Source organism: Lysinibacillus sp. NPDC097287 (assembly GCF_044761695.1).
Lineage (GTDB): Bacteria > Bacillota > Bacilli > Bacillales_A > Planococcaceae > Lysinibacillus.
In genome coordinates, this window is record NZ_JBIWCX010000002.1 from 178,773 (window position 1) to 201,342 (window position 22,570).

Annotated in this window: 27 protein-coding genes and 1 pseudogene; 22 read left to right on the plus strand and 6 right to left on the minus strand. The window is 37.9% G+C overall.

Annotated features, from left to right (window positions below):
• The first annotated feature begins 4 nt into the window (after nucleotides 1-4).
• Nucleotides 5-907 carry an NAD(P)H-dependent flavin oxidoreductase gene (locus ACIQ2D_RS03935; protein ID WP_402859712.1) on the plus strand — a complete coding sequence of 301 codons (903 nt, stop codon included), beginning with the start codon at nucleotides 5-7 and terminating at the stop codon, nucleotides 905-907.
• Nucleotides 908-1,074: 167 nt separating this feature from the next.
• Here ACIQ2D_RS03935 and ACIQ2D_RS03940 read toward each other — a convergent pair whose 3' ends face one another.
• On the minus strand, nucleotides 1,075-2,493 hold the full coding sequence (locus ACIQ2D_RS03940) for a DHA2 family efflux MFS transporter permease subunit (protein ID WP_402859715.1): 1,419 nt from the start codon (nucleotides 2,491-2,493) through the stop codon (nucleotides 1,075-1,077).
• A gap of 120 nt (nucleotides 2,494-2,613) precedes the next feature.
• Here ACIQ2D_RS03940 and ACIQ2D_RS03945 point away from each other — a divergent pair, with 120 nt between their 5' ends.
• Together ACIQ2D_RS03945 and ACIQ2D_RS03950 are read left to right on the plus strand one after the other, a co-directional pair.
• Nucleotides 2,614-3,063: a MarR family winged helix-turn-helix transcriptional regulator gene (locus ACIQ2D_RS03945; protein ID WP_402859718.1), complete on the plus strand. Its 450-nt coding sequence runs from the start codon at nucleotides 2,614-2,616 to the stop codon at nucleotides 3,061-3,063.
• Between the two features lie 22 nt (nucleotides 3,064-3,085).
• Nucleotides 3,086-3,373 carry a DUF1450 domain-containing protein gene (locus ACIQ2D_RS03950; RefSeq protein ID WP_402859721.1) on the plus strand — a complete coding sequence of 96 codons (288 nt, stop codon included), beginning with the start codon at nucleotides 3,086-3,088 and terminating at the stop codon, nucleotides 3,371-3,373.
• 115 nt (nucleotides 3,374-3,488) lie between these two features.
• On the opposite strand, the pseudogene ACIQ2D_RS03955 reads toward ACIQ2D_RS03950, so the two are convergent.
• A pseudogene (locus ACIQ2D_RS03955) lies at nucleotides 3,489-3,671 on the minus strand (transposase); the annotation flags it as partial.
• 496 nt (nucleotides 3,672-4,167) lie between these two features.
• On the minus strand, nucleotides 4,168-5,100 hold the full coding sequence (locus tag ACIQ2D_RS03960; protein WP_402859724.1) for a DUF1385 domain-containing protein: 933 nt from the start codon (nucleotides 5,098-5,100) through the stop codon (nucleotides 4,168-4,170).
• Between the two features lie 337 nt (nucleotides 5,101-5,437).
• On the opposite strand from ACIQ2D_RS03960, the gene ACIQ2D_RS03965 reads away from it, so the two are divergent.
• From ACIQ2D_RS03965 to ACIQ2D_RS04035, 15 genes are all read left to right on the plus strand, one after another.
• Complete coding sequence (locus ACIQ2D_RS03965) at nucleotides 5,438-5,863, plus strand: hypothetical protein (protein ID WP_402859727.1); 426 nt, start codon at nucleotides 5,438-5,440, stop codon at nucleotides 5,861-5,863.
• A 61-nt stretch (nucleotides 5,864-5,924) separates the two neighbouring features.
• Nucleotides 5,925-6,359 (plus strand): type II 3-dehydroquinate dehydratase, encoded by a 435-nt coding sequence (aroQ, locus tag ACIQ2D_RS03970; RefSeq protein WP_402859729.1) that lies wholly within the window; start codon nucleotides 5,925-5,927, stop codon nucleotides 6,357-6,359.
• A 1-nt stretch (nucleotide 6,360) separates the two neighbouring features.
• Nucleotides 6,361-7,422: a M24 family metallopeptidase gene (locus tag ACIQ2D_RS03975; RefSeq protein ID WP_402859732.1), complete on the plus strand. Its 1,062-nt coding sequence runs from the start codon at nucleotides 6,361-6,363 to the stop codon at nucleotides 7,420-7,422.
• A 17-nt stretch (nucleotides 7,423-7,439) separates the two neighbouring features.
• Nucleotides 7,440-7,997: an elongation factor P gene (gene efp / locus ACIQ2D_RS03980; protein ID WP_402859736.1), complete on the plus strand. Its 558-nt coding sequence runs from the start codon at nucleotides 7,440-7,442 to the stop codon at nucleotides 7,995-7,997.
• Nucleotides 7,998-8,209: 212 nt separating this feature from the next.
• Nucleotides 8,210-9,211, plus strand: a complete 1,002-nt coding sequence (locus ACIQ2D_RS03985) for an NAD(P)H-dependent flavin oxidoreductase (RefSeq protein WP_402859739.1) — start codon at nucleotides 8,210-8,212, stop codon at nucleotides 9,209-9,211.
• Nucleotides 9,212-9,652: 441 nt separating this feature from the next.
• Nucleotides 9,653-9,862 (plus strand): stage III sporulation protein AC, encoded by a 210-nt coding sequence (locus tag ACIQ2D_RS03990; RefSeq protein ID WP_402859742.1) that lies wholly within the window; start codon nucleotides 9,653-9,655, stop codon nucleotides 9,860-9,862.
• Between the two features lie 5 nt (nucleotides 9,863-9,867).
• Nucleotides 9,868-10,245: a hypothetical protein gene (locus ACIQ2D_RS03995; protein WP_402859745.1), complete on the plus strand. Its 378-nt coding sequence runs from the start codon at nucleotides 9,868-9,870 to the stop codon at nucleotides 10,243-10,245.
• 12 nt (nucleotides 10,246-10,257) lie between these two features.
• Nucleotides 10,258-11,169 (plus strand): stage III sporulation protein AE, encoded by a 912-nt coding sequence (locus ACIQ2D_RS04000; RefSeq protein WP_402859748.1) that lies wholly within the window; start codon nucleotides 10,258-10,260, stop codon nucleotides 11,167-11,169.
• Between the two features lies 1 nt (nucleotide 11,170).
• Nucleotides 11,171-11,314: a hypothetical protein gene (locus ACIQ2D_RS04005; protein ID WP_402859751.1), complete on the plus strand. Its 144-nt coding sequence runs from the start codon at nucleotides 11,171-11,173 to the stop codon at nucleotides 11,312-11,314.
• A 137-nt stretch (nucleotides 11,315-11,451) separates the two neighbouring features.
• A complete protein-coding gene (locus ACIQ2D_RS04010) occupies nucleotides 11,452-11,784 on the plus strand; it encodes a hypothetical protein (protein ID WP_402859754.1) in 333 nt (110 codons plus the stop codon).
• A 12-nt stretch (nucleotides 11,785-11,796) separates the two neighbouring features.
• The gene (locus ACIQ2D_RS04015) at nucleotides 11,797-12,354 is read left to right on the plus strand and encodes a SpoIIIAH-like family protein (protein ID WP_402859757.1); all 558 of its coding nucleotides are present in this window, start codon (nucleotides 11,797-11,799) and stop codon (nucleotides 12,352-12,354) included.
• Nucleotides 12,355-12,554: 200 nt separating this feature from the next.
• Entirely contained in the window at nucleotides 12,555-13,040 is a 486-nt protein-coding gene (accB, locus tag ACIQ2D_RS04020) for an acetyl-CoA carboxylase biotin carboxyl carrier protein (protein ID WP_402859759.1), read from the plus strand.
• Nucleotides 13,041-13,055: 15 nt separating this feature from the next.
• A complete protein-coding gene (gene accC / locus ACIQ2D_RS04025) occupies nucleotides 13,056-14,414 on the plus strand; it encodes an acetyl-CoA carboxylase biotin carboxylase subunit (protein ID WP_402859762.1) in 1,359 nt (452 codons plus the stop codon).
• 538 nt (nucleotides 14,415-14,952) lie between these two features.
• The gene (locus ACIQ2D_RS04030) at nucleotides 14,953-16,212 is read left to right on the plus strand and encodes a phenylacetate--CoA ligase family protein (RefSeq protein ID WP_402859765.1); all 1,260 of its coding nucleotides are present in this window, start codon (nucleotides 14,953-14,955) and stop codon (nucleotides 16,210-16,212) included.
• A 5-nt stretch (nucleotides 16,213-16,217) separates the two neighbouring features.
• Complete coding sequence (locus ACIQ2D_RS04035; RefSeq protein ID WP_402859768.1) at nucleotides 16,218-16,928, plus strand: hypothetical protein; 711 nt, start codon at nucleotides 16,218-16,220, stop codon at nucleotides 16,926-16,928.
• Between the two features lie 65 nt (nucleotides 16,929-16,993).
• Here the strand turns inward: ACIQ2D_RS04035 and ACIQ2D_RS04040 are convergent, their stop codons facing one another.
• Nucleotides 16,994-17,284 carry a hypothetical protein gene (locus ACIQ2D_RS04040; RefSeq protein WP_402859771.1) on the minus strand — a complete coding sequence of 97 codons (291 nt, stop codon included), beginning with the start codon at nucleotides 17,282-17,284 and terminating at the stop codon, nucleotides 16,994-16,996.
• Between the two features lie 243 nt (nucleotides 17,285-17,527).
• Between ACIQ2D_RS04040 and ACIQ2D_RS04045 the strand changes: the two genes are divergently transcribed.
• Nucleotides 17,528-17,938: an Asp23/Gls24 family envelope stress response protein gene (locus tag ACIQ2D_RS04045; RefSeq protein ID WP_402859774.1), complete on the plus strand. Its 411-nt coding sequence runs from the start codon at nucleotides 17,528-17,530 to the stop codon at nucleotides 17,936-17,938.
• A 46-nt stretch (nucleotides 17,939-17,984) separates the two neighbouring features.
• Here ACIQ2D_RS04045 and ACIQ2D_RS04050 read toward each other — a convergent pair whose 3' ends face one another.
• Nucleotides 17,985-19,169: an MFS transporter gene (locus ACIQ2D_RS04050; protein WP_402859777.1), complete on the minus strand. Its 1,185-nt coding sequence runs from the start codon at nucleotides 19,167-19,169 to the stop codon at nucleotides 17,985-17,987.
• 168 nt (nucleotides 19,170-19,337) lie between these two features.
• Here ACIQ2D_RS04050 and ACIQ2D_RS04055 point away from each other — a divergent pair, with 168 nt between their 5' ends.
• Complete coding sequence (locus ACIQ2D_RS04055) at nucleotides 19,338-19,562, plus strand: hypothetical protein (RefSeq protein WP_402859780.1); 225 nt, start codon at nucleotides 19,338-19,340, stop codon at nucleotides 19,560-19,562.
• Between the two features lie 8 nt (nucleotides 19,563-19,570).
• Here the strand turns inward: ACIQ2D_RS04055 and ACIQ2D_RS04060 are convergent, their stop codons facing one another.
• Nucleotides 19,571-20,413, minus strand: coding sequence for a MerR family transcriptional regulator (locus ACIQ2D_RS04060; protein WP_402859783.1), 843 nt, complete (start codon nucleotides 20,411-20,413; stop codon nucleotides 19,571-19,573).
• A 479-nt stretch (nucleotides 20,414-20,892) separates the two neighbouring features.
• Between ACIQ2D_RS04060 and nusB the strand changes: the two genes are divergently transcribed.
• Together nusB and folD are read left to right on the plus strand one after the other, a co-directional pair.
• The gene (gene nusB / locus ACIQ2D_RS04065) at nucleotides 20,893-21,273 is read left to right on the plus strand and encodes a transcription antitermination factor NusB (protein WP_402859786.1); all 381 of its coding nucleotides are present in this window, start codon (nucleotides 20,893-20,895) and stop codon (nucleotides 21,271-21,273) included.
• Nucleotides 21,274-21,410: 137 nt separating this feature from the next.
• Nucleotides 21,411-22,268 carry a bifunctional methylenetetrahydrofolate dehydrogenase/methenyltetrahydrofolate cyclohydrolase FolD gene (gene folD / locus ACIQ2D_RS04070; protein WP_402859789.1) on the plus strand — a complete coding sequence of 286 codons (858 nt, stop codon included), beginning with the start codon at nucleotides 21,411-21,413 and terminating at the stop codon, nucleotides 22,266-22,268.
• The last annotated feature ends 302 nt before the right edge of the window (nucleotides 22,269-22,570 follow it).

Consider the following 22,570-nt stretch of genomic DNA (forward strand, 5'->3'; position numbering starts at 1 on the left):
GAAGATGTCTAATTTACCTATTATCGTTGCACCGATGTTTTTAGTATCAAATCCAACGATGGTGATAGAAGCGAGCAAGGCAGGTCTTATCGGTTCATTTCCATTATTAAACGCTAGGCCAGTAGAAACATGCGCCCAATGGTTAATAGAAATCAAAGCGGCGTTGCCAACAGAGCCATGGGCAGTGAATTTTATTTGTCATCCGGTAGCTAACCCACGCTTTGAGGAGGATTTACAGTTGATTGAAACGTATCAACCACCAATCGTTATTACCTCACTTGGCAATCCAAAGCGTGTTATTGAAATCGTGCACAGCTATGGTGGCAAAGTATATGCAGATGTTGCGAATGTGAAGCATGCCAGGAAATCCGCAGCGACAGGGGTGGATGGTCTTATTCTGGTTTGTGCTGGAGCAGGTGGACACGGTGGGCAACTCAGTCCATTTGGCTTTGTATCCGCTGTGAAAAAGTTTTTTAAAGGAACGATTATTTTGTCTGGTTCTATTTCAACGGGTGAAGAGGTGCTAGCTGCGCAAATTATTGGCGCTGATTATGCGTATATGGGGACGCGCTTCCTTGCATGCGATGAAGGAAATGCACCAGAAGCCTACAAAGATATGGTCATTGAAAGTACAACCGATGATATCCTGTATACAGATTCCTTTAGTGGTGTACATGTCAATGTGCTAATTCCTTCACTTATTAAGGAGGGAATAGACCCTGCGACGTTAAAACCGAGAGAGGACATTGATTTAACGCATCTAGTGAATGTCAAGGCATGGCGAGATATTTGGTCTGCCGGGCATGGCGTAACGAATATTGATAAAAAAGAATCTATAGCAGAAATAGTGGCTTCTTTACAGAAGGAATATGCGCTTGCTAAAGAAAAAGTAGCCTTAGTAAGATGACGTTTCATGGTCTAAAAGAAATTATTAATCGAAGGATGAAGTGGTTGGAAAGCTAAAATTTATTAATAATGTAGGTATTGAAAAGTAATATAAGATAATTGAATATAAATGTTATAAAAAAACAGCTTGTCTTTGCCGAGAAATCAGCAGAGACAAGCTGTTTGTAGTTAATTGTGATTTACGTTTCTTTTTAATTTTACTGCAAGGAATAGCATGATGATACTACCAATCATAATGACAGCGAATGCTGCATGGATTCCGGAGAGTTGAGCTTGCATGTTTGCATCGGGTAGATGTTGTACCTTGTCATAAGAGCGTGCACTTACTGTTGATAAAATAGTTGTTAGTAGCGCTGTTCCGATTGAACCAGCCAGCATGCGTGTCGTATTTGTCACCGCGGCGCCATGTCGGCTAAGTTCAAATGACAATTGGTTAACGCCATACGTAGTCATTGTCATCATCATGATCGATACGCCGAATAAGAATAATGTATAGATAATCGAAATGACAATCACGTTAGTTTCTAATGTAATTCGTGTATAGCCTAAAGCAGTCATGAAAACAACCGTTAAACCTACCAAAACAAGTGGTCTGATACCACGTTTGTCGAGTATAGAGCCAGCTATTGGTGACATAATACCCATAATAATGGCTCCAGGTAATAATAAAAGCCCTGTTTGAAGTGTAGACTTCTGCATTACTTGTTGTAGTAGCACGGGTGTTAGTAGCTCTACGCTATACATAGCTAATGCGATAAATGCACCGATGATTGTGGCGAATAAATACTGCTTCTGCGTAAATACACGAAGATTCAGCATTGGTTGCGCAGTTGTTAATTGACGCCAGATAAAGAGTGCGATAAATAGTAACCCGACACCAATAGTGACTAAAACGGTTGTGGAGCCAAATCCGTGTGTTCCGGCCATAGAAAAACCGTATAGTAATGAACCAAAGCCGATAGTAGATGTTAAAACACCAAAAATATCAAAGCGAGGAGATGTCGTCTCTGTTACATTCCTTAAAAAGAAATAGCTGACTACGATATTTAATAACGTAAATGGTAAAACGACGTAAAACAATGCACGCCATGAATAATGCTGTAGGAGCCAGCCTGATAATGTTGGTCCGAGGGCAGGGGCAAATGTCATTGCGATACCGATCATCCCCATTGCCTTGCCGCGTTCATTTGGCGGAAATAGACTGAAGATCACAATGTGTACTAAAGGCATCATTACGCCTCCAGCTATAGCTTGGATTAAACGCCCTGCCAGTAGCATATAGAAACCTGTCGCAAAGGCACTAACAAAAGTACCTGTCGCAAAGATAATCAGTGCACCAATGAATAGTTGTCTTGTTGTGAATTTACCAATTAAGTAGGCACTCATTGGAATGACAATCCCGTTTACTAAAAGAAAACCTGTAACTAACCACTGAGCAGTGCTAAGTTCAATATTGAAAATCTCGCTGAATTTTGGGATAGCAACATTCAGTAATGTTTGATTGAGTAGCGAAGTGAAGGAGCCAAGAACTAAGAGGATAAGCATAAGTGTTCGCTTCTTTGGCTCTAATTGAATTGTTTGTTGCATATTAAACCCGTCCTTTTCGTTGCGTCTGCAACTATTTTTGTTAATATCAATACAATAAACGAAATTAGTTGCAAACGCAACTAAAATATCTTATTCTTATTTTTGAAAGGAGTTAAAGGTATGTCAAACCAATTACCAGCATCAATCGGGCAATTAAACTCGATGTTATATCGATATGGAAATATTTACATGAACGAGCAACTAAAACCCTATCAGCTTAGTGCGGGGCAATATCAATTTTTACTTGTGTTATTTTATCGGGAAGGAATTTCGCAAGATGAAGCAGCCTCAATTCTTAAGATGGACAAAGGAACGACTGCACGGGCTATTGCCAAGTTGGAAGCAGAAGACTATGTAAGACGAGAAGTAGATATGATGGACAAGCGTGCGAAAAAGCTTTATTTGACAGAAAGGGCACGTCAATTTGAAAATGAACTGAGAACTATTTTAGATCAATGGAAAGCGATTTTAACAAGTGATCTGACAGAGGAAGAGCAAGAACAAGCCTTTGCATTACTTGAAAGGATTGCAAAAAATGCAGAGCGTTATATAGAGAGAGCAGAAGATTAAAGATTTATAAGGGGAGTAAGGAATGGTTTTTTCTTTTTTTAATAAAACTTCGCAAGAAACCACAATTATGCATGATGCTGGCGACTTGCAGCCAGTAACGGTATGTGTATCGAATATGTCCTTACACGGAGAAAATATCTACGATGAACTTCTAAATCGCGAAGACATTGAGTTAATCGAAGAAGGATGCACATCAAATTGCAGAATCTGTGATCGAAGTTTATTTGTCATTGTGAACGGCAAGCTTATTAAAGCGAGGAATGAAGTTTCGTTGCTCGAGAAAATGGACCAAGCACTTAATGGAAAATAAAAAATGTGAAAAAACTTGCGGAAAAATGTAATGTTCTTCAAATGGTGAAAACCAGCACTTTTGTTCGATTTTGAACAGAAGTGCTGGTTTTCTTTAGTATTTCTCTTATCTTTCATTATTTCATCGAATTGACAGACGGCTTTTTGGACTCGCATTGATAACAGTGCATATCTAAGAAAGATTTAACCGACATATCGTAGTTTGAACCTTCCACTAGGTTTACATCTGAGTTATCAAAAATTGATACTAGTAATAAATATTTGAACATCCAAATCGGTGAAATCGTATTACGTCCATTATTGAAATAATCTTTTGTTTTTTACTCCTCAAAAATAAAATAAAAACCAACGAATTCCTTGATTTGAAGAAGCATGTTCTCATTAAATCGTAAAGTGCCATATAAGGCTTAGCATGAATATTGCCTGTTTGGAAATCATGGACAGCACCACCTTGAATTAGTCCTTTCATTATAAAGGGGTAGAGTGAATCGAAAGAATGAAAAATTCAGAAAAACGATAAAACTAGTTGATTGGAGTGTAGGCGGCGACTCCTTGGGGACTAGCGAACAGCTTGAGACCCCGCAGGAGCGTTAGCGACGAGGAGGCTCAAGGTTCGCCCCCAGGAAGCTCTTGCTCTGCGCGAAAGCGAAGCGTCAGCGGCAAAGCGTCCGCCGGAACGGAAATCAACGGAATCGAAGTAAAAGCCATGGTGGAAACGATTAATCGTTTCCACCATGGCTAAAATTTATTCTATGGACTTTTTAAGTGCCCCGCAGCGTTTGCGAGCAGTTTTAATTAATCGTGATTTAATTCTAAAGCGATTTCTGGATTTTTTTCGACTTCGCGCAATTTATTGAAAGAATTGATTGCGACTTCGACTTGCGCGTCATTTGGTTCGCGTGTAGTTAATAATTGTAGCCATAAACCGGGATAGCCAAGGAAACGCAATACCGGAATGTTACGGCAAGCATTTGTTGCTTGTAGTACTTCAAATGAAATTCCAAGTACGACAGGAATCAATAAAATACGGTTAACGATACGTAACCATAATGGATCAGTTGGTACTAAGAAATATACGAACATTCCAACTATTACAGTGAATAATATGAAACTACTACCACAACGATAGTGTAAGCGTGATTGGGCTTGTACATTCTTAACTGTAACTTCAGAACCAGACTCATAGCAGTTAATAACTTTATGCTCTGCACCGTGGTATTGGAATACACGTTTAATAATTGGTGTTAACGAGATTAAATATAAATACGTCAATAATAAAATAAGCTTAAAGCCACTTTCTAGTAAAATCTGTCCAGTTTTACCAGTTACCCATTTTGAAAATAACTCTGCTAAAAAGACCGGTATTAACGTGAAGGCAAACTTACCAAATAAAAATGAAAGTACACCGACAAGGGCGACTCCTAATATCATTTGAAGCTTAGAGCCTTCCTCTACATGTTCTTCTTCCTCACCAGGAGTTACATCATAGCGATCTCCTGAAAACTGCATATGTCGAGATCCGATACCCGCAGATTCAATTAGTGCTACAACGCCACGAACAAAAGGAATTTTCTTTAGCTTTTGTAGGATAGGTTTTTGAACTTTTTTATAATGATAATAATCGATGGAATCATCGTTACGGCGAATGGCTGTAATCGTATGTTCCTTTCCTCCGAACATCACACCTTCTAATTGTGCTTGTCCCCCATATACTGGTGAATTGCTCAAAGCTGACACCACTCTCTATAATTATTTCAAATTCGCCTTGGCGTCACTGTACCCGCCATATTGCATTTAGTACAATAACATTTCTGCCTAAATTTTAAATCGTGCTCAAACGATTATGCATTTGAAAATTTGTGGCAGCGCCGGAGACTATTAATTTATTACCTGTATTATTGTACTAAATTTAGCGAAAAACCTCTAGAGGATTGCATAGTAAATTTTTTATGTGGCTACACTAGTTGTATTATTTTGTAGTTGGGAGTATCACATTTTATATTCGGACGAAACTACATTGCGCTTAGGTAACATGCCTAAGAAACTCAAATAGGGGGAGTAAAAATTGAAAGTTGCCAGTATTACAGCGATAGTAAGTGCGATCAGTTTAGCGATTTGTTTAAAGGGACTACATTACTTTCATTTAATTAAATGGAATCCAATTGGTTTTTATAAAAAATGGGAACTTTTTGAGGGAAGTTCAAAGTTGTTTCAATGGAGCACATTAACGCTTCTATTATTTATTTTTGCGCTCCTTCTATATGTTGTTTTACAATTTGTCCATATCATTCCTGCTGTTTTCACATCTCTTTTATTAGGTTTACTGTTCACTATTACGATTGAGTGGGTGGTTCTTGATTTGCCTTTACATCTGGAATCCTTTAAAAAATTATCGATTCCGTTTATTGTCGTTGTGGTTTGTTTATTAAGGTTTTTATTGGAGACAGCAAATTTTCACATGAAAGAGCACACTGCTCAAAAAGGAAATTAGTTGCCGCAGACATTCGATATGATAAAATAAAGTGCAAGTACATAGAAAGAGGCGAATGCGCTTGAAGTTATTATGTTTAAATGGACCTAACTTAAATAGACTTGGTAAAAGAGAGCCTGCAGTATACGGCTATGAAACGTTAGATGATGTGAAAAATAACGTACAAAATCTTGCACAAACGCTAGGTGCTACAGTGGAGTTTCGTCAATCCAATCATGAAGGAATTTTAGTAGATTGGGTACACGAGGCAGAAGATGAACAATATGATGGTATCATTTTTAACCCTGGTGCATATACCCATACAAGTATTGCTTTACATGATGCGATTGCGGGGGTAACGGTGCCAGTTATTGAGGTACACATCTCAAATATTCATAAACGTGAGGCATTCCGTCATCATTCATATCTTGCACCAGCTTGTATCGGGCAAATTTGTGGATTAGGCACAAAAGGTTATGAACTCGCACTCCGCACGTTCATCGAAAGGGGGAATTGATTTGCTAAAATTACAAAAGCTACGTACAGAACTGCAACATCAAAACATCGATGGTATTTTAATTACGAATGAGTATAATCGTAGGTATATGACTGATTTTACGGGAACGGCAGGCGTAGCCATTGTTTCTCAAAATGATGCGGTTTTTATTACAGATTTTCGTTATACAGAGCAAGCTGCTGCACAAATCAAAGACTTTCGCATTGTGAAGCACGAAGCGACAATAATTGAAGAAATCGCAAAACAAGTAAAAGAAATGGGTATCAAATCGTTGGGATTTGAGAAAGATACTGTAAGCTATGGCACATTTGAACTTTACAAAAGTGTAATCCATGCAGATTTAATACCGATTTCCGGTCTAATTGAAAAAATTCGCTTGATTAAGACGGAGCAAGAGATTAATATTATTAAGGTTGCGTGTGAAATTGCTGATCACGCATATACACATATTTTAAACTATATCAAGCCGGGTAGAACTGAGCTTGAAGTTTCGAATGAATTAGAATTTTTCATGCGTAAACAAGGGGCAACACAGTCTTCATTTGATACGATTGTAGCGTCAGGTCTTCGCTCTGCATTACCACATGGTGTGGCGACGAACAAAATCATTGAAAAAGGTGATTTTGTCACACTTGACTATGGTGCACTGTATAATGGATATATTTCTGATATAACACGTACAGTAGCAGTAGGTGAACCTTCTGAAAAATTAGTGGATATGTACAATGCTGTACTCGCTTCTCAGCTTTTAGCTGTTGAAAAAGTTGGTCCTGGTTTAAAAGGGATTGAGGCGGATGCGATTGCACGTGATTACTTAAAAGCAAGAGGTTATGGCGAGGCGTTCGGTCACTCATTAGGACATGGGATTGGCCTTGAAGTACATGAAGGTCCTGGTCTATCATTACGCTCAGAAACGGTCCTTGAGCCGGGAATGACTGTAACACTTGAGCCAGGCGTTTATTTACCAGGTATCGGTGGTGTGCGTATCGAGGACGATATACTAATCACGGAAACAGGAAATGAACTACTAACGCATTCAACTAAAGAACTTATTATTTTGTAATTAATGGAGGAAAACAAATGATTTCAGTAAACGATTTCCGTACAGGTCTAACAATTATTGTGGATGGCCAATTATACCGTGTTATGGAATTCCAACACGTAAAACCAGGTAAAGGTGCTGCATTCGTACGTTCGAAATTACGTAACTTACGTAATGGTAACGTACAAGAAAAAACTTTCCGCGCTGGTGAAAAAGTAGAAAAAGCACAAATCGACAACCGCAAAATGCAATATTTATATGCACAAGGTGACGAGCATGTATTTATGGATATGGAATCTTATGATCAAACAGAATTAGCTTCATCTGCAATCGAGTATGAGCTAAAATTCCTTAAAGAGAACATGGAAGTACACATCCAATCTTACCAAGGTGAAATGTTAGGTGTAGAGTTACCAAACACTGTTGAGCTAGAAGTAACAGAAACAGAACCTGGTATTAAAGGTGATACAGCTTCAGGTGGTACGAAACCTGCAACACTTCAAACTGGTCTTACGGTTCAAGTACCATTCTTCGTCAACCAAGGCGATATCTTAATTATCAATACAACAGATTCTTCTTACGTATCTCGTGCGTAATACAAATATGTTTTAATCATAAAAACCTATCCTTTAGAAAAAGGGTAGGTTTTTATGCTGTTTTTATACATATGATGGTTCACTTTCTTAAAATTGTGACATTAGGGTAGAAAATAGTCTATATTTTAGTAGAGTAGTAGATAAGATTGTATCCTCCGATAGATGGTCAGAAATAGGAGGAATGTATACAATTAAATGAAGAGGTGAGAGATATGTTACATAAATTTGAAATGAAATATCCAATTATTCAGGCACCAATGGCTGGGGTAACGTCTCCGAAGTTTGTGGCAGCTTGTGCAGAGGCAGGCATCCTAGGAGCTATCGGCGCTGGTTATTTAGACGGAAAGCAAACACAAACGTTTATTCAAGAGGTTAAGAAGCTAAGCGCAAAACCGTTTGCGGTGAATTTATTTGTACTAGAGGAGCCACGTATCGATATTGATGTATTACAAAAGGCGCGTATGGCCCTGCAGCCCTTCTATGATGAGCTTGGGCTTTCACCTGTGCAAAGCGTGATGTCGAAAGATGTATTTGAAGAACAGGTCCAAGCGGTAATAGATGAAGATGTAGCGATTTGTTCTTTTACATTTGGTATTCCGTCGGCGAGCACAATACAACGTCTTAAAGAAAAAAATACTTATCTAATTGGCACTGCTACAACCTTAGAAGAGGCTAAGCGTGTAGAAGCGGCTGGTCTAGATGCGATTGTGTTGCAAGGGAGTGAGGCTGGGGGGCATCGTGGCTCTTTCACGGAGCCGATGACACTTTACACACGTAATCAGCTACTACGACAAGTGGTAGGTGAAATAGACATCCCTGTGATTTCAGCGGGTGGAATAATCAGCAAGGAAGATGTCACTGAGGCACTAGCGAGCGGAGCTTTGGCAGTGCAAATTGGTACAGCTTTCTTAGTGGCGGATGAATGTGAGATTAATGCAACTTACAAAGCAGAAGTGCTGAATTCAAAACCGCAGCAAACAACGATTACACGTGCTTTTACAGGTAAGCCAGCACGTGGCCGTATCAATGATTTTACGGAACGTATGAAGGAAGCGGTGGTAGCACCATATCCGCTTCAAAATCATTTAACGACTACTATTCGTAAAGAGAGTATGAAGCAAGGGAATAAGGAATATTTATCTCTTTGGATGGGTGAGACTAGTTATTTAGCACAACCTGGTTCTGTGAAAGACATTGTAGCGAGATTAATATAAACTCTTAATGATCAAATTATCAAACAAATATTGCCGGTCTAATATAGTGGTAGTTACTTTCTGCTTCAGCTTTCGCTACTTGCTATAAAAGATACAGAATTTCATCTAAAGTTGTTGGCATTCTATTAAAGAACTCCTTTATAGTAGTGTGCTGGTTGATTGGAGTGGAGGCTGGGTGACTCCTGGGGGATTAGCGTCCCAGATGAGACCCTGGAGCGAGCTTGCGAGTGAAGCGGCTCATCGGACGCCCCCCGGAAAGCGCCCAGCCGGAACGGAAATCAACACCCATTCATGGTGATGAATCCCTGTTGAAGTGGATTGGGTATTTTTAGGTTGTTACTTTGCTTATACCGATTAACAAAGAAATGATCTCTATACTTTTGTATAGAGGTCTTTTTTTGTGCGCAACTTCATATATTGCTGTACACGAGGGGGCGTATGATGGAATTACAAGACGTGTTGAGAGTCGCTGGAGTGGGACTAGTTGTTGCGCTTCTTCATGTTTTCTTTGATCAAACAGGAAAGAAAGAATTTTCATTTTTTCTATTTTTCATTGCATATTTGTATATGACAGCAGAGCTACTACGGTTTTTACGGCTGTTTTTCCAAGAAATATTAACCTTCTTCCAGTGGTTGACCTCATCCGGGTAGTGTAGATGCAAATTGTCCTCGTAGCTGTTGTCATGCTGCTTTTATTATTGCTTATAAAAGAAGTTATACAGCCACTCCATGCGTTAATTAGTGTAATGTTTACGTTTTTCTTGTTTAGTCTGTTGTTCTCCACGTTACTGATGCCATTTGTAAAGCAGTTACATGAAATGCTGGCGTTCTTACCGTATGCAAAAGCGATTTTAGTGAGTGCCAGTCTTTTTTATGTGGGACAGTGGGTATCTCTCTTGCTTGTTGAGCATAGCTATAAAGTGCTCGGTGGTATTGTTTTAGATGCGGTGAAAATCGTTATATTGCTGTATTGGATAAAGGAATTTATGGCAGTATTGCAGGAGGTGTCGTCTATTTTACAAAGGTTAAACTAAGGAGCGAAGCCATTGCAGGCGCAAATACTATCGTTTTTAACAGACCCATTTTTTCTTTTGCTCAAGATGACACTTATTTTATGTGGCTATGTCATTATCATGCTCATTGTAAATATGATAGTACCAGAATTTGAAAAAGGGACAAGGCTATTATTTTTAATTATTGTTATAGCAACTATAGGACCAATAGTTGTCGATTCATTTCGTCTGATTGATGAAATTGCTAAAGGACTTTCGCATATATTCATGGCATTTTACCCAATACTAACATCCACTTTTTTACTATCAAGTAGCATAATGGCGATAGCATCTTGGCAACCTTTTATGCTCTTTTTTGTACAAGTATTGACGATTGTTAGCAGTAAGTGGCTTATACCGGGGATTTTACTGGCAGTTATTTTTGATGTGTGTAGCGTTATTGTGAAAGATATTTCTTTTACGAGAATTGCTGAGTTCATAAGATTTACGATTTTAAGCATCGTGTCGGCATCTGTTATATGTTACATCATTTTAATGTCTGCAGGTGGGGTAGCATCCTTTAGTGTCAATAGGGCAGTTGCGGAGCCAGTGAAAAAATTAATCGAAGAAAATATTCCGGTTGTTGGTTCATTTATTGTCGATAGTTTTTCAATGTTTCAGCATATGTCTCAATTTTCGACCTCAATTACAAGCATCACCGCGTTTGTTGCAGTGGTTACGGTTGCTTTTATACCGACAGTTCAGTTAATAGTCAGTGCATATTCATTAAAACTATTAGCAGCTATTTTAGAGCCGATAGCCTTTGATGATATTTGCAGGTTACTCGATCATGTTAGCAAATCTCTGTTTACCTTATGTGCAGTTTCATTTTTAATTGCTTTTTCATTTATGTTCACTTGTTTTTTCCTTATCGTTTTCGCACAGGTGATGGCTGGAGGGAAATAGATTGATACTTTTACTGGCGTTGCTTATTATTTGTCAGATATTCGTATTTTTAACGGATGACAAACAAATTATTTCTCTCACAAAACTAGTGATTACGTTAATTTTTTTGCAACTATTATTAAAGATTCCATTTATCAATTCATAGGAAGAAACAAGCGTACATACACTTGAAAAAGAGTGGATGAAGGGAGGCAATGTACAAGTGATGTGGAAAAGACACGCAAAAAAACACTACCATTAATGGTCTTAATGTTGATTGTCGCCTCCGTAGGAATTTTCATCATGCTTCCAACCAATCAAACGAATTCAAATGACAAGAAAGTTTCCTATTCAAATGAGGAGAAGCTTGAACAAACGCTAAAAGCGATGCAAGGTGTTGGGGAGATTAAGATTTATTTTTACTATGGACAGATGACGTCTGACATAGATGAAAATAACTTATTCAGTCAATATTTTAGAGGTACTGACCAAGGCGCGCAAAAAGATGTTACTGGCATGCTCATTGTCTCGCAGGGTGCCGATGATATTTTTGTGAAAAATGAAATTCGTGCTGTCGTTAGTCAAGTAATGCAATTGCCAATGCACAGGATTATTATTGTTCCAATGGAAAAATAAGGAGGAAGATGGATGCGCGTACGTAGAAGAACGGTTTGGTTTATGACATTATTAAGTCTAGTAGCTGTTATTTCAGTATATTATTTAGTTGATCCAGCAAAACAATTTGATGGTTTAACTATATTTAGTGATGATACATTACAAGAAACTGCGATCACGGGTGTAACAGATAACGATGGTGCAAAAGAAGGTGTGACTCAAGAAGTTTCATCACCAAGTCACTTATTTGAAGAAATGCGCATGCAAGTAAGTGATGAAAGAAGCCAGCTGCGTGAACAATTAACTCAAAAAATTGGTTCTGAGGAATTTTCAGCCGAAGAAAAGAGCCAAGCATATAATGATATTGATAACCTAATTAAACAAGAATCAGCTGAAGCAATGTTAGAAATGTTAGTAAAATCACTAGGTTATTCAGATGCCTTTGTTAAAGCAGAGGGAGAAAAAGTAACTGTAACAGTAATGGCAGAAGAGTTATCGACAGCCAAGGCTGATGAAATTGTTTATTTAGTAAGAACAGAGATGGAAGGCGCAAAAAATGTGGAAGTAAATTTCAAGCCTAACAGTTATTAAAAAATAATTAAAATAAGAATATTCAGCTTATTAAGATAGTTGTTGTTATATATCAGTATAATGAAAAGGCTTTCGTTTAGTATAAGAAAGCCTTTTGTTTTGTTTATATTTACTTAATTTTCATTTAACTATTTCAAATTATCAAAAAAGAATATAGAATAGTACTTGTAGTAGATTTTATTTAATAAGGAGAGTTAGAAATGTTCAAAATTCAAGAAATTCGTGAAATCATAAAATTAGTAGATTCTTCTTCAATCGACGAGTTCGTATACGAAGTAGAAGGCGCAAAAGTTAAATTGAAAAAGAACGGTGTAGTTGTGACTGAAGCAGTAGCACCTAAAAAAGATGTAGTAGCACCTGTTGTACAACAAGCAGCTCCTGTAGCGGCACCAGTAAAAGCTGAAGAACCAGCGGCAGTAGCAGCTCCAGCTAAAAACGACCCATCGTTACATAAAATTGTATCTCCTATGGTTGGTACTTTCTATGCAGCTTCAAATCCTGAATCACCAGCTTACGTTCAAGTTGGCGGAAAAGTGGGCGATGAAACAATCGTATGTATCGTAGAAGCTATGAAACTTTTCAATGAAATCGAAGCAGAAGTAAAAGGCGAAATCGTTGAAGTTCTTGTAAAAGACGGCGAGTTAGTAGAATACGGTCAACCATTATTCCTTGTAAAAGCTGAGTAAGGAGTGCATACACCCATGAAAAAAGTATTAATAGCAAATCGCGGCGAAATCGCTGTTCGTATCGTTCGTGCTTGTAAAGAGCTAGGCATCAAATCTGTTGCCGTATACTCTGAAGCAGACGCAGAAGCATTACACGTAAAATTAGCGGACGAAGCATATTGTATCGGCCCTAAGTTATCAAAAGATTCTTACCTTAGCTTCCCAGCATTACTTAGCGTAGCGCAAAAAACAGGTGCAGACGGAATCCACCCAGGTTACGGTTTTGTATCTGAAAATGCAGATTTCGCTGAAGCATGTGAAAATGCGGGCATTAAGTTCATCGGTCCTTCATCTGATTCTATTAAAATCATGGGGATTAAAGACGTTGCGCGTACAACAATGGAAGCAGCGGGCGTTCCTCTAGTTCCAGGTACTGGTATCGTACCGGATATCGAAACTGGTCGCGAGTGGGCTGCAAAAATCGGTTACCCAGTTATCATCAAAGCAACTGCTGGTGGTGGCGGTAAAGGGATTCGTGTAGCACGTACAGAAGAAGACCTTATTAAAGGTATTGAAATTACGCAAAAAGAGGCTGCTGCAGCATTCGGTAACCCAGGCGTATATTTAGAAAAATTCATTGAGTACTTCCGTCACTGTGAAATCCAAGTTTTAGCGGATGGTCATGGTAACGTTGTACATTTAGGCGAACGTGACTGTACAGTTCAACGTCGTATGCAGAAGTTAGTAGAGGAGGCTCCATCTCCTGCACTATCTCCTGAACGCCGTGCTGAAATGGGCGCAGCTGCCGTGAAAGCAGCAGAAGCATGTAACTATGAAGGTGCTGGTACAATCGAGTTCATCTATGATTACCAAGAGGACAAGTTCTACTTTATGGAGATGAACACGCGTATCCAAGTAGAGCATCCAGTAACAGAGATGATTTCTGGTGTCGATCTTGTACAACAACAATTAAAAATTGCATCTGGTGAGAAACTTCCATTCACACAAGATGATATTAAATTAAATGGTTGGGCAATTGAATGCCGTATTAACGCAGAAAACGCATACAAAAACTTCATGCCTTCTGCTGGTACTGTAGATACTTATATTACTCCAGGTGGTTACGGCGTACGTATTGACTCTGCTGTTTATGCAGGCTATACAATCCCTCCATACTACGATTCAATGGTAGCAAAACTAATCGTTCATGCAGATACGCGTGAAGAAGCAATTGCAAAAATGAATCGTGCGCTTGGTGAGTTTGAAGTGTCTGGACCAGGAATTCATACAACTATTCCTTTCCACGAAGCTCTAATGAACAACGACGTATTCAAATCTGCGAAATTCAATACGAAATTCCTAGAAGAAAACGACGTATTAGGCGTAACTAAATAACCTAGTCCATTCTCGATGGAATTGAATGTAGAATAAAATAAATAATAATTCACTTTCTTATTACCTTCTAACTTTTATAGGTTAGGAGGTTTTTTGTTGTCTAAAAAATAAGCGGTAAAGAAATAACAATTGATTATGCATTATTAATTGTTGAAGAACAGATGTAGCGAACCGAATAAATGGTTTTAAGATTTGTTAAACACACAATCAGTGAATGGTAAAATAATATTAATATAACTTATAATGGGATTTAATCTTAGTGAGATGACAGTTATTGTTGCTAAATATCCTAGCACATACAAGTTCACATTTAAATGAGAAAAAGGTATTTCACTCAATTAATATTATGGTAATATATAGATAGTTAATAGTGGAAGGTGAGGGTAATTAAAGAATAAGAGTATGGTGATCTTTACCAGATGTGATAGGGAAAATATCAAACATTTCAGAAGAAAGATCGAAAGAAAAAAGTTGAATTAGCATTCGAGAGCTAAATAGTTATCACTCGGAAATTTACTATGATGGGAATTTTATACACATGATTAAACGACATAATTTAGTAACAATGCAGCAAGAAAAAATAAAAAAAGTGTACAAAAGAGTCCTTGAAAATGTGCCTTTTTACAAAGAAATGTATAGTTTACATAACTTAAATCGAGATAGTTTGGAAGATTTCACAACGTTTAGTAAAGTTCCGTTTCTTGAAAAGAAACACTTCAAAGAAAATTATCCCATTGGTTTATTAGCTGTTCCTAAAGAAGATGTAGTCAGATACCATGCATCATCTGGGACAAGTGGACTTCCAACAATGGTTGCATATACGAAAAATGATATTGAACATTGGTCAACTATAATAGCGGATTCACTAAAGCAGTTAGGAATCACTAAAGATAGTATCGTTCAAAATGCTTATGGATATGGCATGTTTACAGGCGGATTAGGTTTTCATCATGGGATTGAAAAACTTGGGGCGACTGTAATTCCTGCATCAACTGGCAATACGGAAAAACAAGTGTTACTAATGAAAGATTTAGGGGCAAATGTTATCGCAGCTACACCATCTTATTTACTCCACATTTACGATTATTTAGTAAAGGAACAAATCCCTATTGAATCTTTATCACTTGAAAAAGCGATTGTTGGGGCAGAACCGTGGACTGAGGAAATGCGAAAAAAAATACAAGATAGTTTAAAAATAAAAGCCTACGATGTTTATGGAATGAGTGAAGCAATCGGCGGTGGGGTTGCTATAGAATGTGAATACCAAGATGGTCTTCACATCTATGAAGACGGTTTCTATGCAGAAATTATTGATCCAAAAACAGGTGAACTACTTCCTTTAGGAGAAGAAGGGGAGCTTGTATTAACTTCACTCGAAAAAGAGGCTTTACCAATTGTACGTTACCGAACAGGTGATATTACAAGTTTAATAGAAGAACCATGTAAATGCGGAAATCATTATATACGTATGAAGAAACCAACAGGTAGAGCAGACGACATGCTCATCATTAAAGGTGTAAATGTATTCCCATCTCAAATAGAAAGTGTGTTACTTGATAATGAAATTGCAAATCCCCATTATCAAATTATCGTAGAAAGAGTAAACAATCACGATATATTAACTATTCGTGTAGAGGTAGACGAGGAATATAGAAATACATCATCTATAGAAAGACTTAAATCTAAACTTTACAGTGTGCTAGGGATTAAGTTTAAGATAGAGCTTTTAACGCCGCTAACCCTAGAACGTACTGAAGGAAAAGCAAAACGTTTAATCGATTTAAGGAATAGAGGGTAACATTTATGGAATTATATAAGTTTATGCAATTGGACACAACTTATTTAGATAAAGCTGCACGATGTTTAAGTGAAACATTTGTAGGGGTACAAAATGGTGATTATGTCATTGAAGAACCCGTAGCCGTAGCAACAAAATTAACAATTGATGATTTTACAGAATTTTTCAGTATGTATTTTGAAAGTACTTATCAACAAGGATTTCATTTTATTGCAGTCGATAATGTGACGGATGAGGTAGTAGGGGTAATTGGGACAGATGTGTTTGATCCAGCGCATGAAGAAGAACCTCTCGATGGTAAGTTTGAAGTGATGAATCGTTTAACAGAAGCATTAGAACCTCTAGATGCTCTATTAGTAGAAAAATTTGAATATGTATTGCAGCGTAAAATTAAAAAAGGCGATTTACTGCACGGTTTTTTAATTGGGGTGCAAGCACCAAAAAATAAACGTTTTATTGCAAAGAAATTAGTCGATTTGGTCTTGGAAAAAGGAAAAGAAGAAGGAATGAAAGGATTTTTTGTTGAAGCAACAAATCCACGTTCTCAAGTATTAGTAAAACAAGAATTTGGCGCTTATCTCCCAACGGATGTAAAAGGGAAATCAATTTTGTTGGAATATAAAGACGATCCATTCTTTCATGTAATTCCGTCAGATGTTTCAGAAAATCTACAGATTTTGTATATTCCGATTGATCCATCAATCAATTTAAAATAAAGTTAAAAAGCTACGATGAATAATCGTAGCTTTTATCTATACTATTATCGAAATACACTTTCCGATTATCTACAGCCTCGGAGTACTGCTTCTAGTGTGTCGTGGAATAGAAATTTGTCTGCAAGTTCTTTATTTCCAGCGCGCATATTTTGACTTTTACTTATTGCAGAATCAAACATGACTGTTTTAAATGGTGTACTTAGATAGAGTGAAATAGTTTCTGCCAAAACTGCTTGTACATCTGCTGAGACTGTTTTTAGTTCTTTTGCGTTGATAATAAGGTGGTAATCTTTTGGGTTTGGAATGCTAGATAATTTGGCCTTGAAATCCTTCATATACTGATTTGCTTCAGCCATTTGAAAAAAGCCTGATAATATAATTAATACTGGTGTGTTGATTAACCACTACTATTAAAGCGGAAATCAACACACCTTGTTTTTTATTCGTACTATATTGGAGATTATCGTCCGACTGAATAAACTCAATGATTTAGAGATAAAATATAGTGGCTTTACCACGCCAAGTGAATCTTTTTATAGTATAATAAGCGTAATAACAGCATTTGAAGCTTGTAATGTGTATGGGAAAGGATGATTTGCATGGCAGAAAAAATAGGACAATCATTTGTGCAACCAGCACCATCTGGTAAAGAAGAATTAGGGAAAATTGAAGTAGCTGCGGAAGTAATTGAAATTGTAGCAGGTATTGCGGTTAGTGAAGTAGAAGGAATTTCTGCAACACGTGGTAATATTGCAACTGGAGTTGCAGAACGCTTTGGTAAAAAAGTACACAATAAAGGTATAAAATCAGGTGTCACAGAAACCGGTGAAATTTCAATTGATGTCTTTTGTTCAGTGAAATACGGTTTTGCCATCCCGAAAGTTGCAAAAGACGTACAATCACAAATTCGCCAAGCGATTTTAGATATGACTGCACTCGAAACAGCAGAAGTAAATGTCCATATTACTGGGATTCACTTCGAAAAAGAAGAAGTGGCTGTTCAAGAATAAGAAAAAACCGTTTATGACTAATAGTCGTAAACGGTTTTTTTGATAGTTAAATCTCAATATGTTTAGGCTTTTTCCAGAATAGAGCTAGGCCAACACCAACTGCTAATACAATTGTTGCAAAGTAGTATGGATAATTTAAGTTCACATCGAATAAAATACCACCTATGATCGGTCCAAATACATTCCCAAGACTTGTAAACATTGAGTTCATGCCTCCGACGAAGCCTTGTTCATTTCCTGCAATTTTCGATAGATAGGAAGTGATAGCTGGTCGGATTAAATCGAAACCTACAAAGAGGAAGAATGTAACAAATAAAATCGACAAATAACTACCGACAATTGTCATCACAAATGTCAAAATAGCTGACAACGCCAAGGAATAACGAATGAGATTAATCTCACCCATTTTTTGCGTGAGCCAATTAAACAGTACGAGCTGTGCGATTGCCCCAACAATACCACTACCTGTAATAATAATTGCAATATCCGTTGGTGTGAAGCCAAATTTATGATCGACGAATAAGCTAAACAGCGATTCAAAAGCAGCAAGGCCAAATGATAATACGAAGATTAATACAAATGCGATTAAATATAGTGGACTGAAGATACGTTTAAAGCTTCCGAGTATTGAGGGAGCTGCATCTGTATCATCTACAGCACGTGTTGGCTCTTTTAGTAGGAAAAGAGATAGGATTGCAGCAAATGCACCAAGAACGCCGGCTACGAAGAACGGCACACGTGTACCTATTTCTGCTAAAAAGCCGCCAATTCCTGGTCCGACGATAAAACCAGTACTGATGGCTGCACTCATATAGCCAAGCGCTTTTGGACGCTGTGCCATTGTCGTAATATCCGCAATAAATGCTGTAACTGCTGGCATGATAAAGGCAGCACTAACACCGCCAAGCATACGTGATACAAATAAGATTTCAACTGATTTACCTAAACCAAATAAAAATTCAGATAGTCCAAAAATAAATAGACCTGAGACAATCATTATTTTTCGGCCGAAACGGTCTACCATGCGTCCGGCAATAGGTGACACAATCAGTTGTGTAATGGCAAATGCTGCGACCATATAGCCGACAACGGTGCCGGTAATGCCTAGTTCATTCATTAAGGTCGGTAAAACCGGAATGACTAGACCGATGCCTAGAAAGGCGATGAAAAGATTTGAGAGTAAAATACTTAAGGTGACTTTTTGTGTTTTTGTCATGGTGTTCTCCTTCATTTCAAAACAGAGTTTCGCTTTTTCGCTTTTTTGAACATATTCTATAAAATAAACCCTATAGTAGCTATAGAGTCAATGAAATTATTTTAAGATTAAGAGAGTCTATGGCTTATGACCATCATTTGGGTTGATTTCCGTTCTGGCTGGTCGATTTTCGGGGGGTGTCCGATGAGCCAGCTTCAGGGCAACACGATGTTGGTCACAAAGGCGTGTGCTGCTGTCGCTTCGCTTTCGCGCACACAGGATGTGACGTTTTTAGTCTTTGTTCCTCTAAAAGCCTCGAAGGCGAATGCCGTCAGCTACACTCGACCAGCAGGAACGAAGATCAACAAGCATTCTAAAATCAATAGCTTCTTTAAACAAATGTCACCCCTGACTTTTGATGATGAATAGAGTGAATTTCAGATTTGTTGTTTTTTCCTGATTTTTAGCTCCACTATGAATTCCTTTTCCTGAGAGGTTGCTAATGTAGTAGGCATATACAGTTCAAAAACTTTCTTTTCTACTGGGAAGTCATGGGATTCTACATAATGTTTTAATTTTTCGTAATAAGAAAAATACGTTTTAGGATTATAAATGAACGCAATACAATAGTATGTTCCAGCAGGTACAATTGTTTGTTTGACATCTGCGGACAATTTTGAAAATGTGCGGTCTGTTAAAAGTGGGGTGAAGACAGCATCATAAATAATATCATCGACATGGTTGTAATCCGCAAGTTGATAAATACAGCCATAGCGACTATTGAGCACACTGCCTTCTTTTTCTAGAATTTTCGTCAGTGTACTATAGTAGGCATTAGGGATATAGGTTGGGGTAAGTTCTGTTGTTTGTACCTGTAATATTGGCATTTCTTCTTCATTCCGCGAGTACACTTCTCCAAATACCGGAATGTCAATTTGTTCCTGAGTTTGCTTCTTTGTTTTTAATAGTGTGAACTTCACCTCATTTAAACGATTGATTTTTTCTTCGATGCGTTGTTCTTGTTGTTCTAAAAAAACGAGAAGTTCTTCTGGTGTTAGAAGTAGTGCTTTTTTTATGTCCTCAAGGGAGATGCCGATATATTTTAATGATTTAATAATGTCTAAATAAAATAACTGTTCGTCTTTGTAATAGCGATAATTACTCGAAGTATCAGTATAAGCAGGTTTGAATAAATTAATTTGATCGTAGTAGCGAAGTGTTTGCACGGACAGGTTTGCTAATTTCGCAACTTCGCCTATTGTATAATGATTTTCTTTCATCAAAAGCCTCCAGTTAAGTAATAACTATAAAACGAATTGTAAAAAAAATACAATTTTTTGCGGGTCATTGCTAAAACATGTACTTGACTTAAAATAAACCCCACTTTATGTAAGCACATGGAACGGAGGGCGGCGACCCCTAGCGGCTCAAGGCTCGCCCCCTGGAAGCTCTTGCTCTGCGCGAAAGCGAAGCGTCCGCCTGTAGTGGAATGTGCTGTCAAGTACAGACTTTGGTGTTGAGCCTTCTTACATTTCATCATACATAAGAAACACCTCTACATAATAGAGTTTGATATTTTTCAGTATAACATTCATAAGATTTTAAAAATAATGGTCGTTCTATTGTTTTTAGTCATGAAAACTATCACTAAGTTGCTTGGGAAAGGTTTCAGATTATTGAAAACTTGCGTTAAACCATGTTTCTTGCATGAATTTATGCTATTATAAACCTTAATGCCACTTATGAAGGAGAGCTTTACATGAAACGACATGAAGCACGCGAAAAAGCGTTGCAAGTTTTGTTTCAGCTAGACAATACGGATCTGACAGTCGAAGAAGCAATGGAGCACATTAAAGGCCAACCAACAAATGCTTTCTACGAAAAGATTGTAAAAGGAACAGCTGAACATTTGGAGGAAATCGATGCGGCAATAGAGCAACATTTAGAGAAGTGGTCACTTGCCCGTCTACCAAAAATCGAGAGAACTGTTTTACGTCTAGCTGTATACGAACTGCTATATATGCAAGAAACACCAAACCGAGTAATACTTAACGAAGCAATCGAATTATGCAAAACATTTGGCGACGATGGGTCGTCTAAATTTGTTAATGGCGTACTTTCTAAATTTACAGAACAATAATCCCTTTAATCAGTATTCTGATTAAAGTTTACACTCTGGCGTATGTTGCAAATGTTCTTACGCGAAAGCGAAGTGACAGTTGTAACATACGCCAGAGATGTTTGAGAGTTGAAAATTGGAAGGAGTAACTAAAGTTTATGTCGAGTGCAATTATTAATGGTAAAGAAATTGGTCAAGAGATTCGGAATTCAGTAGCCGGTCGCGTTGCTAGTTTGAAAGAGAAAGGTTTAACACCAGGTCTAGCAGTAGTGCTAGTCGGTGACAACCAAGCTTCTGCTACATACGTAAGAAATAAGCAAAAATCTTGTGAAGCAATTGGTGTGTTTTCGGAGCTAGTACAGCTTTCAGAGGAAACAACACAAGAAGCTCTACTAGAGCAAATTGAAATATTAAATAAGCGTGAAGATATTCACGGTATTTTAGTACAATTACCACTTCCAAAACATATTGATGAGGACACAGTTATTGCTACCATCTCTGTTGAAAAAGACGTTGATGGATTCTCGCCAGTAAGTGTTGGGAAAATGATGCTTGGCCAAGAAACTTTTTTACCATGTACGCCGTTTGGGGTGATGAAGCTTCTTGAATATTCAGGAATTGAAATCGCAGGAAAACATGCGGTCATCGTTGGTCGTAGTCATATCGTTGGCAAGCCAATGGGACAACTTCTTTTACAAAAAGATGCAACGGTTACATACACGCATTCAAAAACACCGGATTTACCTTCATTCACAAAACAGGCGGATATTTTAATTGCAGCCGTAGGTCGTGCGAACTTCATTACGAAGGAGCATGTTAAAGAAGGCGCAGTTGTGATCGATGTCGGTATTAACCGAGATGAGAACAACAAGCTGTGCGGCGACGTAAACTTTGCAGATGTAGACGGCATTGCTTCTCATATTACACCGGTACCAGGTGGCGTAGGACCAATGACGATTACAATGTTACTATTCAATACAGTGCAAGCTGCTGAAAACAAACTTGCAAATCAATAAAAATGTCTGTAATTTATTAAGAAAAGGGTGTCTCAATTTACTTTTGGGACACCCTTTTTCTGAGCGAACTTTTTAATTTCAAATGCGTCTAAAGAAAAGCTTTTTAGTTAAAACTGGTTTATCACCAAAAGCCGGGTATGAAATTTGGTTTAAAAGTATAACAATATTAAAATGCTCGTTGATTGAAGTGGAGGCTGGGGCGACTCCTGGGGGATCAGCGGCTCATCAGACGCCCCCCGTAAAGCGCCCAGTCGGAACGGAAATCAACCCCAAGTTATGGGGGGACTTTAAAACTTACAGTG